The 13044-nt window shown below is 62.6% G+C and carries 11 protein-coding genes; 1 reads left to right on the forward strand and 10 read right to left on the reverse strand.

Annotated elements, in window-relative coordinates:
- Positions 1–11: 11 nt before the first annotated feature.
- From ACS0VV_RS05880 to ACS0VV_RS05905, 6 genes are all read right to left on the reverse strand, one after another.
- On the reverse strand, positions 12–740 hold the full coding sequence (locus ACS0VV_RS05880) for a sulfotransferase-like domain-containing protein (RefSeq protein ID WP_483531792.1): 729 nt from the start codon (positions 738–740) through the stop codon (positions 12–14).
- Positions 737–1666, reverse strand: a complete 930-nt coding sequence (locus tag ACS0VV_RS05885) for an aminotransferase class IV (RefSeq protein WP_483531793.1) — start codon at positions 1664–1666, stop codon at positions 737–739. Before ACS0VV_RS05885 ends, ACS0VV_RS05880 begins: the two co-directional genes overlap by 4 nt.
- Positions 1667–2039: 373 nt before the next feature.
- Complete coding sequence (gene lpdA / locus ACS0VV_RS05890) at positions 2040–3449, reverse strand: dihydrolipoyl dehydrogenase (protein WP_483531794.1); 1410 nt, start codon at positions 3447–3449, stop codon at positions 2040–2042.
- Positions 3446–3799 (reverse strand): endonuclease domain-containing protein, encoded by a 354-nt coding sequence (locus ACS0VV_RS05895; RefSeq protein WP_483531795.1) that lies wholly within the window; start codon positions 3797–3799, stop codon positions 3446–3448. Before ACS0VV_RS05895 ends, lpdA begins: the two co-directional genes overlap by 4 nt.
- A 107-nt stretch (positions 3800–3906) precedes the next feature.
- Entirely contained in the window at positions 3907–4275 is a 369-nt protein-coding gene (locus ACS0VV_RS05900) for an acyl-CoA thioesterase (protein WP_483531796.1), read from the reverse strand.
- A 438-nt stretch (positions 4276–4713) separates the two neighbouring features.
- Complete coding sequence (locus ACS0VV_RS05905; protein WP_483531797.1) at positions 4714–5994, reverse strand: pyruvate dehydrogenase complex dihydrolipoamide acetyltransferase; 1281 nt, start codon at positions 5992–5994, stop codon at positions 4714–4716.
- 145 nt (positions 5995–6139) lie between these two features.
- Between ACS0VV_RS05905 and ACS0VV_RS05910 the strand changes: the two genes are divergently transcribed.
- On the forward strand, positions 6140–6592 hold the full coding sequence (locus ACS0VV_RS05910; protein ID WP_483531798.1) for a universal stress protein: 453 nt from the start codon (positions 6140–6142) through the stop codon (positions 6590–6592).
- Positions 6593–6670: 78 nt separating this feature from the next.
- On the opposite strand, the gene ACS0VV_RS05915 is transcribed toward ACS0VV_RS05910, so the two are convergent.
- From ACS0VV_RS05915 to phaR, 4 genes are all read right to left on the reverse strand, one after another.
- Entirely contained in the window at positions 6671–9064 is a 2394-nt protein-coding gene (locus ACS0VV_RS05915; protein ID WP_483531799.1) for a ribonuclease R family protein, read from the reverse strand.
- A gap of 137 nt (positions 9065–9201) precedes the next feature.
- Positions 9202–10605 carry a M28 family peptidase gene (locus ACS0VV_RS05920; protein WP_483531800.1) on the reverse strand — a complete coding sequence of 468 codons (1404 nt, stop codon included), beginning with the start codon at positions 10603–10605 and terminating at the stop codon, positions 9202–9204.
- A gap of 176 nt (positions 10606–10781) precedes the next feature.
- Positions 10782–12326: an aminoacyl--tRNA ligase-related protein gene (locus ACS0VV_RS05925; RefSeq protein ID WP_483531801.1), complete on the reverse strand. Its 1545-nt coding sequence runs from the start codon at positions 12324–12326 to the stop codon at positions 10782–10784.
- 79 nt (positions 12327–12405) lie between these two features.
- Entirely contained in the window at positions 12406–12972 is a 567-nt protein-coding gene (phaR, locus tag ACS0VV_RS05930; protein ID WP_483531802.1) for a polyhydroxyalkanoate synthesis repressor PhaR, read from the reverse strand.
- Positions 12973–13044: the final 72 nt, after the last annotated feature.

Consider the following 13044-nt stretch of genomic DNA (forward strand, 5'->3'; position numbering starts at 1 on the left):
TCTGAGCCTGCTCAGCTGCCGATGCTGTGTTTGGCGAGCGCCTCGTAATCCGCCCGGCATTGCTCGGCGACGCGGGCATATTCGCCGTCCAACGGGGGCAATTCGGCAGGAGCGGGGCCGAAGCCTGTCGAGGCATTGACCTTGTCGTACCAGTGCGTGCCCCATATGCCGTCTTCTGGATGCGGGCCCTTTTCCCAGCTTAGCATCGCAGCGTCCGAAGGGATGCCGAGCGCATCGCACAGCGCCTCCAGCACGCCCGCCGGGTTGCGCAGGATCGCATCGCTATCGACGACAGGTGGCACCTGGCCGATGCGCTCGCATTCGGCCTCGAAGTATCGCCGCATTTGCGCAAAGCCGAGCATTTCGGCGCGGCGCAGTTCGTTCTTCTTGCGGTAACTCGCCACCACGCGCTCCGGCGCGCGGATGAGGAAGGCGTGGCGGTGACCCGGCATATCGGCGATTGAGACCGGTCCGACCATGTGGTGCGGCATATGCTTCTGGTACCAAATCGGTGCAACGCCGGGAGCGTCGCCCGATTGCGTCGCCAGCACCGAGTGCCAATCGCAATCCATCGCGGCGATCGTTTCCGCGCCCAGCGGATGGTCCTCGCCGCTGTCCTTCAGGAAGGCCCCGTAAAAGGGTTCGTCGGATACCGCACAGTCCGCCCGCGCGCCGAAGCTGCGCATCATCGCGGTCGAGATATTGCGCGGCCCGCTCCACATGGCGATGCGGATGGTCACGGTCTTGTGCGGCCTTCCACATCCTTCGCGAGCCGCGCGAGGTAGAGCTGCTGCAGCCGCTCCACCATTGGTCCGCGCTGCGTGCCCAGCACCCTCCCGTCGACCGTCCCGACCGGAGCCACGCCGGCGAAGGTTCCGGTCGTGAACGCTTCGTCCGCCCCATAGACATGGGTGAGCGAGAAGTTGCGTTCACGCACCGTTATCCCCGCCTCGCGCGCCACGCTGATCACCGTCCCGCGCGTAATCCCGTCGAGGCAGTAGTCGCCGCTCGACGTCCAGATTTCGCCATCCTTGACGATGAAGAAATGCGTCGAGTTGCAGGTCGCCACAAAGCCGTGCGGATCGAGCATCAGCGCCTCGTCCGCGCCTGCCTGCGCCGCCTGGATGCAGGCGGTGATGCAGTTCAGCTTCGAATGCGAGTTAAGCATCGGATCCTGCACATCGGGATAGCCGCGCCGGACATGGACGGTGAACAGGTCGAGCATCCGCGTCGCGGTTTCGGGCGACGGCTCTTTCCATTCAGGGATGATGACGATGGTGGCGGGCGAGATGACGACACGCGGGTCCTGATACGGCGTCGAGCGGATGCCGCGCGTGCACATCAGGCGGATATGCACGCCGTCGCCGGTCATGCCATTGGCGTCGAGCACCGCATAGAGCCGCGCTTCCAGCTCCTCGCGCGTTACGCCCAGCTCCAAATGGATCGCCTTCGCCCCGCGCCACAGCCGGTCGAAGTGCTGGTCGAGAAAGGCGAGCCGCCCGCGATGGAGCCGCAGCCCCTCCCACACGCCATCGCCCAGCATAAAGCCGGAATCGAAGACGCTAACCTTCGCCTCATCCCGCGCGAAATGCTCGCCATTGACGCAGATCAGGATGTCCGCATTGCGCGGATCGGGGAGGTAGGAGTGTGTGCCCTTGCCTTCCATCACAAACGTCCTAAAATTCCAATTCTACGCGAATGATACTTCACACAATTGCAGAGACATGAAAACCAAAGAATGCAGTGTCCGAGATGCAGGAAAGAAGACGCGCTCGAGTTTGCCAGCGGCTTGCAGGCAGGAGGGCGCGCTCTTGTTTCGTTTTTTGTGAACCCAGTCAGGACTGGAGGAGTGCTTTTTGGCACTTCGCCAGAAGGCGATCTCTATCAATGCAAATACTGCAACGAAGTGGTCGGCATTTGCCCGCAATGTCACACGCCCAACATGGGAACATTGTTGTTTTTTGATTGCCGGGAATGCAACTTGAAGTTTGTGGCGATGGACTAGCGCGCAGCGCAGGCCCATCGCCTGTGGAAATCCATCAAATATGCAGCGCCCGGCCGTACGCGCCTAGCACCGCTTCGTGCATGGACTCGCTGATTGTCGGGTGCGGGAAGACGGTGTTCATCAGTTCCGCCTCGGTCGTCTCCAGCGTCATGCCGATGGTGTAGCCCTGGATCATTTCGGTCACTTCAGCGCCAACCATGTGCGCGCCCAACAGCTCGCCGGTCTTCGCGTCGAATACGGTTTTGGTGAAGCCCTCGGCCTCGCCCAGAGCGATCGCCTTGCCGTTGCCGATGAAGGGGAACACGCCGACCTTTACCTCGCGGCCCGCTTCCTTCGCCTTCGCCTCGGTCATGCCGACGCTGGCGATTTGCGGGTGGCAGTAGGTGCAGCCCGGAATGGCATCGCGATTGAGCGGGTGCGGGTGGACGTCCTTATTGCCCAGTTCCTGCGCGATGGCCTCGGCAGTGGTGACGCCTTCATGCGACGCCTTGTGCGCCAGCCACGGCCCCGGCGTGCAATCGCCGATGGCCCACAGGCCCTTCGACTTGGTGCGCCCGTAATCGTCGATCTGGATGAAGCCGCGATCCATCTCCACCAGCGTGTCGAGCCCGATATTCTCGGTGTTGGGCATGATGCCGATGGCGGTGATGCAATGCGTGTATTCGTTGGTGTGGACCTTGCCCGCCTTGTCCTTGATCTTGGCGGTGACGCCCTTGCCGGTCACCTCAATGCCTTCCACACCCGCGCCGGTCATGATCGTCATGCCCTGCTTGGTGAGGCTCTTTTCGAGGAAGGCGGAGACTTCGTGATCTTCCACCGGCACGATCCGATCGAGCATTTCGACCACGGTCACATCCGCGCCCATATCGTTGTAGAAGCTGGCAAATTCGATGCCGATGGCGCCCGACCCGATCACCAGCAGCTTCTTCGGCATTTCGGGCGGAACCATCGCGTGGCGATAGGTCCAGATGCGCTTTCCGTCGGCCTGCGCGAAGGGCAGGTTGCGCGCGCGTGCACCGGTGGCGACGATCACGTGTTTGGCGGTGAGCTTCTCCTCGCCCTTCTCGCCTTTCACCATAAGGCTGGTGGGGCCCGTCAGCGTCCCCTCGCCCATATGCACGGTGATCTTGTTCTTCTTCATCAGATGCGCGATGCCGCCGGAAAGCTGCTTGGCGACGCCGCGGCTGCGCTTTACCACCGCTTCCAGATCGGCCTCGATCGCGCCCGCGATCTTCAGCCCGTAATCCTTGGCGTGCTGAGCATAGTGCAGGATCTCTGCCGAGCGCAGCAGCGCCTTGGTGGGGATGCAGCCCCAGTTGAGGCAGATGCCGCCCAGGTTCTCGCGTTCCACGATGGCGGTCTTCAAGCCAAGCTGTGCGCAGCGGATTGCCGCGACATAGCCGCCGGGGCCGGAACCGAGTACGATGACGTCGTAATTGCTCATGATTTGCGCTCCAAATTCTCCCTCTCCCCTTGCGGGAGAGGGTCGGGGAGTGGGGTTTCGAGCGCAGCGAGAACCGTCTGCGCTACCCCATCAGGGTTGTTGAGAATTTCGTTGTTCCAGAACCGCAAGACCCGAAAGCCCTGCGATTCGAGCCAATGATCGCGTTCTGCGTCGGCATTATCTGCGTGCTGCGAACCGTCGGCTTCGATGATCACGCGCGAACCAAAGCATACGAAGTCGACGATGTAGTCGCCAATCTGCTCCTGCGGTTTGAACTTGTGTCCGCCCAATCGCTTGGCGCGCAGCATGGACCACATCTTGCGTTCTGCATCAGTTGGATCGCGGCGCATACGCTTTGCGAGGGGCAGCAGGTCGTGCCTGCCCCCTCTCCTTCCCACCGCTGCGCGGCGGGCCCCTTCCTCTCCCGCAAGGGGAGAGGAGTTGGTTGGTAACATCCTCATGCGCCAGTCACCGCACGCGGCTTGCCCGCGTCGTCTATCGCCACAAAGGTGAATTTGGCCGAGGTCACCAGTTCCTCTTCCTCCGAATGCCGTTCGCGGCGGAAGGCGTCGGTGGCGATCACCATGCTGGTGCGCCCGACCTTGGTGATCTCGGCATAGACCGAGACTTCGTCGCCCACTTTCACCGGCTTGTGAAACTCGACCGCATCCATCGCGACCGTCACCGCCCTGCCCTTCGCATGGCGCGCCGCGACAAGGCCCGCCCCGGAGTCCATCAGGCTGATGAGCCAACCGCCGAAAATATCGCCATAGGCATTGGCATCGGCGGGCATGGCGACTGTGCGCATGGCGGGGTTGCGGTTCATCGTATTGCACCGGACAATCGACGGAGGTCATGCCTTACGACCAATACCCACGTAACCGCGAATGTGATGGCAACAATTGGCCCTGAGTAGCGGTCTGAGACACCAACGCGGAAGTCTAACACATTCGCTAATGTTCCTAGAAATCCTCCCACAATCACGGCGATTGCAATTGCGAACAGAGGATCCGACAGTGCTAGCTTACGGAGAGGCCAACTTGCCAAAGCCGCGAGCGGAAAAACGAACATTGTTAACAGCGCTACCATCGTCAGAATGGTGAGAAACAACGGAATGCTAGTCAGCGCGACTATAGTCCCCGCATCTCCCGGAGCGATCAAGGCAATCGAGATGTGGAGAGCAATGGAACTGCAGAGCGCGCCAAAGCCAAAGCCTTTCAGCAAAGTTCTGGGGAGACTTGGCTGCTGTGGACCTGACATTGGATCAAGCCACCAGCCCCAGCGGCGCCTCGATCATTTCCTTGAAAGCTTTCATCAGTTGCGCACCGTCGGCACCGTCGATTGCGCGGTGGTCGAAGCTGCCGGTGGCGCTCATCACGCTGGCGATCTGCAGGCTGTCATCGACCACATAGGGGCGCTTCTCGCCCGCGCCGATGGCCATGATCATGCCTTGCGGCGGGTTGATGACGGCTTCGAACTGCTTGATGCCGAACATTCCCATATTGGAGAGGCTGGCGGTGCCGCCCTGATATTCCTCGGGCATCAGCTTGCCATCCTTCGCGCGGGTGGCGAGGTCTTTCATCTCGGTGCTGATCTTGCTCACCGCCTTGCTGCCCGCATCGGTGACGATGGGGGTTATAAGGCCGTTCGGAATGCTCACCGCCACCGCAATATCGGCGCGGCTGAATTTGAGCATGGAATCGCCCGCGAACTGCACGTTGCAGGCCGGTACGGCTTCCAATGACTTGCCCAGCGCCTTGATCAGCAGATCGTTGACCGAGAGCTTCACGCCCTGCGGTTCGAGCGCGGCATTGAGCTCGCCGCGCAGCTTGAGCAGCGCATCGAGGCGGATATCGACCGTCAGGTAGATATGCGGCACCTGCTGCTTGGATTCGGTCAGGCGGCGCGAAATCGTCTTGCGCATATTGGAGAGCTTTTCGATTTCGTGCGGAATGCCGAAATCCTGAGCGGCCACCGAAGCCGGAGCAGGTGTCGGGGCTGGAGCGCTCGCAGCGGCTGGAGCAGCAGCCGCGCCGGGCTGCGCGCCCTCCACATCCGCTTTCACAATGCGGCCATTGGGGCCGGAGCCGGTGATGGTCGAGAGGTCGATGCCCTTTTGCTCTGCAATGCGCTTGGCGAGCGGCGATGCGATGACTCGGTCGCCGGATGCTGCGGGAGCTGGTGCAGGTGCTGGAGCAGCGGCAGGCGCTGGGCTCGGAGCAGGTGCAGCTGCTTCCTCTGCTGCGGGTGCCGTAGCAGGCTCAGCCGAACCACCAGCAGGCGCAACGCTCCCAACATCTTCGCCCTCTTCCGCCAGAGTCGCGATCACCGTGCCGACCGCAACGCCTTCGGTGCCTTCTTCCACCTGGATATGCGCGATCACGCCTTCATCCACCGCCTCGAATTCCATCGTCGCCTTGTCGGTTTCGATCTCGGCCATGATGTCGCCGGCGGATACGCTGTCACCCACTTTCACCAACCATTTGGCGAGAGTCCCCTCCTCCATCGTCGGAGAAAGTGCGGGCATCTTGATGGCAATGGGCATGGGCGGTGCAGGCTCCCTGATACTGCGTTGGACCGTGTGCGCATTCATTGGCCAATTTGCCCTTCCGGAGCAAGGCCTACAGTGCTGGGTCTTGCGTATGGCGGCGTTTGGCGGGATACCCAAGGCTTGGGACAGGGAAATACGAATGCGCGTCTATCTGGTGATTATCGACGAAACCGAGGAAGCCCGCGTGGCCTTGCGTTTCGCCTCCCGCCGCGCGGCGAAAACCGGCGGCGTGGTGCATTTGCTGGCCATGGTGCCGAAGCAGAATTTCAGCGCCTTTGGCGGCGTGCAGGCGACCATTGAAGAAGAGGCGCGCGACCGGGCGGAGGTGCTCGCCAACTCGGCGGCAGGCGAGCTCGCCTATGAAAGCGGCAAGATGCCGCAAATCGCGGTGCGGGTGGGCGACGGGAAGACGGTGGTGGCCAACTATCTGAAGGAGCACCCCGAAGTCGCCGCGCTGGTGCTGGGCGCAGCTGCCGAAGGCGCGCCGGGGCCGCTGGTGACCTATTTCTCGACGCATATGAGCGCGCTGACTTGCCCGCTGTTTATTATTCCGGGGTCGTTGTCGGCGGAAGAGATTGACCGGTTGAGTTAGTTTGTGAGGCAGTAGTGAGTAGGCAGTAGGCAGTAGTTGGGCGCCCCTACTGCCTACTGCCTACTGCCTACTGGCCACTCACTTCTTCCGCCCCTGATGGCGGATATTGCCCGGCCGCCCGCGTTTGCCGATCTGGTGCTTGCCCTTGCGGTCGCGTTTGGGTTTGGGGCTTTGCCGCCCCCCGCGCGGTTCGACGCGCTGTTCGCCGCCGCCTTCGGGCAGTTCGAATTTGAGCGCGCCGGTCAACGGGTTCGCTTCGCCCAGCCGCAATTCGAGGATATCGCCCACCGTGTAGCGCGTGCCCGATTGTTCCCCGACCAGCGATTGCGCGCCTTCCTCGTGGCGGAAATATTCGCGGCCCAGCGTGCTGATCGGGATTAGACCGTCGCCGCCCAGCCCGACAATCGTGGCGAAGAAGCCGAAGCTCTGCACGCCGGTGATGCGGGTTTTGAAAACCTCGCCCACGCGGCCAGACAGCCATGCGGCGACATAGCGGTCTATCGTATCGCGTTCGGCCTCCATCGCGCGGCGTTCGGTAATGCTAATCGCATCGGTGATCTTGCCGAGATCGGCGCGGTCGCGTTCATCGAGCCCGCTGGTGCCAGGGATTTTGCCTTTGGGCGCAGGCTGCTCCAGCCCGAACCCGTCCACCAGCGCGCGGTGCACCAGCAAGTCCGAATAGCGGCGGATGGGCGAGGTGAAATGCGCATAGCTGCCCAGCGCCAGTCCGAAATGGCCTGCATTTTTCGGCCCGTAGTAAGCCTGCGTCTGGCTGCGCAGCACCGCCTCCATCACCAGCGCCTTTTCCGCCGGGTCGGCGATATCCTTCATCATGCGGTTGAACAGACCGGGCGTGATGACTTGCCCCAAAGCCAGCTTCTTGCCTATGCTTTCGAAATATTCGCGCAGCGCGATCAGCTTCTCGCGCGTCGGCGGTTCGTGGATGCGGTAGACAATCGGCTGCACCTTGCTTTCGAGCGCCTTGGCCGCCGCGACATTGGCCGCGATCATGAAATCCTCGACCACGCGGTGCGCATCGAGCCGTTCGCGGATGGCGATTTCTTTGATCTTGCCTTGCTCGTCCAGAACAACTCGGCGTTCCGGCAGGTCGAGATCGAGCGGGTCGCGATCGTTGCGGGCGGAGGCGAGCGCCTTCCATGCGGCCCAGAGGCTTTTCAGTGCTTCGCCGGTTACCCCCCCTCCCTTGAGGGAGGGGGCCGGGGGGTGGGTGTTCGACGCCGGGAGGGCAGAGCCTCCATCGCCCTTTGTCCCCCCATCCCCAACCCCTTCCCCCAAGGGAAGGGGCTTAAAGCCAGCGTCAGCGACGGCCTGCGCATCTTCATACGCTATCACCTCGTGAATCCGCACCAAGGCGCGGCTGAAGCGCCAGTCGCTGATCTGGCCATCGGCGCTGATGTTGAACCGGCACGCCATTGCGGCGCGGTCTTCACCCTCTTTCAGCGAGCAGACATCGGCCGAGAGGACTTCGGGCAGCATGGGAACCACCCGGTCGGGGAAGTATACCGAATTGCCCCTGCGTCTCGCTTCGCGGTCTAGCTTGCTGCCGGGGCGGACGTAGAAGCTGACATCGGCGATGGCGACCACGGCGCGGAAGCCGCCCTCCCCGTCCGGTTCGGCCCAGATCGCATCGTCATGGTCGCGCGCATCGGCGGGGTCGATAGCGACGATGGGCAGGTCGCGCAGGTCTTCGCGGTGATCCTCGGAAAGCGGGATTTTGGCGGCGAGTTGCGCCTCGTCGAGCACTTCCTGCGGGAATGTGTGCGGGATGCCGTATTTGTGAATGGCGATGAGCGAGTAGCTTTTGGGTGCCAGAGGGTCGCCCAGCACTTCGGTGACTTTCACGCTGGCATTGCGCCCGCGCCCGGCCGGTTCGGCGAGAACGAGCTGGCCATTCTCCGCCCCGCCCGTATCGCTGACCTTGGCCGAGTTGCGGATCTTCTTGTCGACCGGCGCGAGCCAGGCCTGCCCGCTCTTGTCGATCTCGATCACGCCGAGCATCGCGCCTTCTTGCGAAGGCAGCTTCTTCATCGGGTGGGCGATCATGCCCCGCCCCGCTTCCTCGGTGCGCGCAAGGATGCGGTCACCGACGCGCAGCGCGCTTTGCTTCTTGCGCTCGATCACCCGCAGGCGCGGCGGCGGCGTGGCGTCATCGGGCTGCCAGCTTTCAGGGATGGCGTAAGGCTCGCCCTCGTCGATCTCGACCACGCGCAGCACGGTGACCTTGGGGACGCCGCCCATACGGGTGTAAGCGCTCTTGCGCCCGTCGATCAGGCCTTCTTCGGCCATGTCTTTGAGCAGCGCTATGAGTGCGATCTTTTCCTGCCCGCTTAGGCGGAAGTGGCGGGAGATTTCGCGCTTGCCGGCGGGGCCATCAGCGGTTTTGATGAATTCGAGGATTTGGTCTTTCGAGGGAAGACCTTGGAATTTGCGGTTGTTCTGTTTTCGTTGCATGGCCCGTTATATGGGATGTGCGCTTCCCAAGTCGAGCAATGCTTTTAACCTGTCATTGCGAGGAGCCGCAGGCGAGGAAGCAATCCAGTCCCGTCGTTGCTGGATTGCCGCGTCGCTGCGCTCTTCGCAATTACGGCCTATTGCGAGTCATTGCTCTGCGGCAGAGGATAGAATGCGCCGCCGGGGACTGCTGTAGACACGGGTGAACACGCATCGCCATCGCAGGCCGCAACGCCGAACAGCCAGTCGTCACCGCGAAGCGGGATCGCCCTTTCGGTGCTTTCGGCACCAGCTGTCGGCTCGAAAGCATGGTCTATCTCCTCACCAGCGTTGCCGGCCGGAAGTTCCTCGCGCCAATGCGGTTCATCAGTCATGCGGACATAGAGACGGTAGGAATCGGCTCCTGCCACATTCTCTGTTCGAACAAGTGTATCCACCCGCACCGCCGCATCCGCAGAAACACGCGGCGGCATCGGCGCATTCGCCAGCCGGTCCAGCGCCCGCACGTTCAGCACGCTGCTGCGTGTCAGATAGTCGAAATCGATCTCGTCAATTGTATCGCCATAGGTGATGCCATCCTCGACGCGCAGGTCTTGGTGCTGGTGCTCGTAATCCTCGACCGACACGGTCACGCGCACCGCCGGATAGCCGCGATCAAGGAAGGGGATCTGGTCTCCGCCCCGCCCCATGCGGTCTGTGCGCCAGATTTGCCGCACCTGCATCCCGTCGGGATAGTCGGCCGCGACATCCGCAAGCCAGCGCGAGAGGTTGCGACCGGGAGAATCGTTCTCCCCGCCAAACCGGCGCTGCTGGGCGCGCAGTTGCGGGGTGGAATCGGCGCGCAAGCCTTCGGAAAACACCCGGACGTGATCGGGGTCGCAGAAGCCGTCTGATCCGCAGGAATTGCCGATCATGTCGTTGTTGAGCACGGCCTTTACCGTCATGCCCCGCTCTCCGACCCAATCGGCGAGGATGCCCGCACCGCAGAGCCCCTGCTCCTCGCCGCTCAACAGAGCGTAGATGATGGTCGAGGGATATTCGCGCTGCGACAGGATGCGCGCGGCCTCGAGCACCATGACGCTGCCCGAGCCGTCATCATTCGCGCCCGGCGCATCGTCCACGCCGTTCAGCGCATCGGTGACGCGGCTGTCATAATGCGCCTGCACGATAATGACTTCATTAGGTCGCTCACTGCCCCATTGGATCGCGACCGCATTGCGGATCAGCGTGTCGGTAGGGATACGCCGTCCGTCCGCCTCGACCACGCGGCCAACGGGCAGGACTTCAAGGCAACCTCCACAGGTATTGCCGATGTGGCCAAACTCGGCCAGTGCCCAGTCGACCGCGGCGCCGATGCCGCGATCGGGATCGGTTTGTGAGGAAAGCGTGTGGCGGGTGCCAAAGCCGACAATGGTTTCGAGATCGGCGCGCAGCCGCTCTTCCGAGACCTCAAGGCCGGGGTCTTCCTGCGCATTGGCAGGGCTTACAGGGGCGGCGAGAGGCGCGGCGATGAGTGCCGCTGCTAGGATCGGGTAACGCATGGCGGCATGGTTCGCGCAAAAGCGCGCACCTTGCAAGTGGGCCTTGGGCTTAGCGCCATATTTGCGCTCAGCTCTCCTCAGCCCTTCCCCTCGGGGAAGGGTTGGGATGGGGGTTCGGCATCACTGGCGTGGAGCCCCCACCCCCGGCCCCTCCCCCAAGGGAGGGGAGATTGATGTCAATACGCCCGCGCCACGTAAATCCGTTCGTCCGCCATCTCGCCGGTGAAAATGCAGAGCCCGTCCGCAGGCGGCGTGTTCATCGGCACATTGCGGAAGGTGAGCTTGAGCGCCTTTAGCTGCTCGACCACCTTGTCCAGCGCCTCGCCTGTCTGCTTCTTCCACTGCACCTGTACCCAGCCGGGATACTTCGCGCCGTCACCGAAATGCTCCGCGAGCGCGTCCATATCGGTAATATCGTCGCGGATATTGGCATCGCGGCGGGCCTGCGCTTCGAGGAAGAGCGCCGACTGGATGTCTTCAAGCAGCGCCGGGATCGCGTCCGCTGCTTCTTCACGCGAAGGCGACTGGAACGCTGTCTTGCCCGTTTCCATGTCCCACAATGCATCGCGGCGCAGCAGCGTGACGACGCCGTTCTCCATATCGCGCCCGCCGACTTCGACGATCACCGGAGCACCCTTGCGCACATAGTCCCAACGCTTCGCCGCCGCCTTGCCAGGGCGGGTGTCGAGCAGCACGCGCAGCGGTTCCTTCAGCGCGGTCTTCTCCGCCAGCGCCGCGCGCAATTCCTCGCAATAGGCGATCAGCGCGGCGTCTTCATCCTTGCCGCGCAGCATGGGGAGGATCACCACCTGGAACGGCGCGAGCGCGGGCGGCACGCGCAGCCCGTCATCATCGCCATGCGTCATGATGAGCCCGCCGACCATGCGGGTGGACATTCCCCAGCTCACCGTGTGGCACAGCGATTCCGAGCCTTCGGCATTCTGGTAACGGATGTTGGCAGCTTCGGCGAAAGTGGTGCCGAGATAGTGGCTGGTGCCCGCTTGCAGCGCCTTGCCGTCCTGCATCATGGCCTCGATCGACCACGTTTCCTTCGCGCCGGGGAACCGCTCGTTCTCCGGCTTTTCGCCCGCGATCACGGGGATGGCGGCATCTTCCTCGGCAAAGGCGCGGTACATTTCCAGCGCCATCATGGTTTCGGCCTTTGCCTCATCCGCATCGGCGTGGGCAGAGTGGCCTTCCTGCCAGAGGAACTCGCTGGTGCGCAGGAACATCCGCGTGCGCATTTCCCAGCGCACCACGTTCGCCCACTGGTTGAGGCGCAGCGGCAAATCGCGCCAGCTTTGCACCCAGCGGCTCATCGCATCGCCGATGATCGTTTCGGAGGTCGGACGGACGACCAGCGGCTCTTCCAGCTTGGCTTCGGGATCGGGGATCAGTCCACCCTTCCCGTCCGCAATCAGCCGGTGGTGGGTGACGACCGCCATTTCCTTGGCAAAGCCGTCGACATGCTCCGCCTCGCGGGTGAAATTGGCGAGCGGGATGAAGAGGGGGAAATAGGCGTTTTGCACCCCTGCCCGTTTGATCCGGTCATCCAGCAGGCGCTGCATCCGTTCCCAGATGCCATAGCCCCACGGCTTGATGACCATGCAGCCGCGCACCCCCGATTCCTCGGCCATGTCGGCGGCGGAGATGACTTCCTGATACCATGCGGCGAAATCGTCCTCGCGCTTGGTGTTGAGGGCATGGCGGATGGCAGACATGGCTAATGGGTCCCGTCCCGAGATAAAGCTGTGGAGAATTGTATTGGCGCTACACGCGGCGCGTGTCGAGAGGAGGCTGTTACTCGCCGAGCTGGTCGAGCTTGCGCTGCATTTCGGCCATCTGCGCGCGGAGCGTCGTGATGTCCTCGCGCGCGGTCGGCTCCTCGGCTGGCGCCGCTGGCTTTGGCGCGGCCGTGGCTGTGGGCATGAATGCACTCGCTGCGGCGGTGAACATGGCCAGGTTCTGTTCGGCCATGCGCGCGAAAGCCTGCGGGTCCATGCTGGCCTTGAACGCATCCTGCAAAGACGATTGGTTGCTCTGGAAATTGGCCATCGCCGCTTCGAGATAGGGCGGCATCATTGCCTGCATCGAATTGCCGTACATTCCGATCAACTGGCGAAGGAAGCTGACGGGCAGCATATGCTCGCCATTGGCTTCTTCTTCCATGATGATCTGCGTCAGGATCGAATGGGTGATGTCATTGCCCGTCTTGGCATCGAGCACCTGAAAATCCACGCCCTCGCGCACCATGCGCGCAAGATCTTCCAGCGTAATGTAGCTGGACGACTGGGTGTTGTAGAGCCGCCGGTTGGCGTATTTCTTGATGACGACCGTATCCGGGCTTGCTTCCGCCTTGTCGGGCATGAAGAATCCTTTTCTCTCTTCTCCAACCCACCTTAGCACCTGCAACACGAATTTTGCAATTGCGGTAGAGAA

The organism is Aurantiacibacter sp. KMU-128 (genome assembly GCF_056933515.1).

Excerpts from the sequence above, each read along its gene's own strand:
- ACS0VV_RS05900 (WP_483531796.1), bottom strand. The coding sequence starts at position 4,275 with ATGAACCGCAACCCCGCCATGCGCACAGTCGCCATGCCCGCCGATGCC.
- ACS0VV_RS05895 (WP_483531795.1), bottom strand. The coding sequence starts at position 3,799 with ATGCGCCGCGATCCAACTGATGCAGAACGCAAGATGTGGTCCATGCTG.
- phaR (WP_483531802.1), bottom strand. The coding sequence starts at position 12,972 with ATGCCCGACAAGGCGGAAGCAAGCCCGGATACGGTCGTCATCAAGAAA.
- ACS0VV_RS05925 (WP_483531801.1), bottom strand. The coding sequence starts at position 12,326 with ATGTCTGCCATCCGCCATGCCCTCAACACCAAGCGCGAGGACGATTTC.
- ACS0VV_RS05885 (WP_483531793.1), bottom strand. The coding sequence starts at position 1,666 with ATGGAAGGCAAGGGCACACACTCCTACCTCCCCGATCCGCGCAATGCG.
- ACS0VV_RS05910 (WP_483531798.1), top strand. The coding sequence starts at position 6,140 with ATGCGCGTCTATCTGGTGATTATCGACGAAACCGAGGAAGCCCGCGTG.
- ACS0VV_RS05905 (WP_483531797.1), bottom strand. The coding sequence starts at position 5,994 with ATGCCCATTGCCATCAAGATGCCCGCACTTTCTCCGACGATGGAGGAG.
- lpdA (WP_483531794.1), bottom strand. The coding sequence starts at position 3,449 with ATGAGCAATTACGACGTCATCGTACTCGGTTCCGGCCCCGGCGGCTAT.
- ACS0VV_RS05915 (WP_483531799.1), bottom strand. The coding sequence starts at position 9,064 with ATGCAACGAAAACAGAACAACCGCAAATTCCAAGGTCTTCCCTCGAAA.
- ACS0VV_RS05920 (WP_483531800.1), bottom strand. The coding sequence starts at position 10,605 with ATGCGTTACCCGATCCTAGCAGCGGCACTCATCGCCGCGCCTCTCGCC.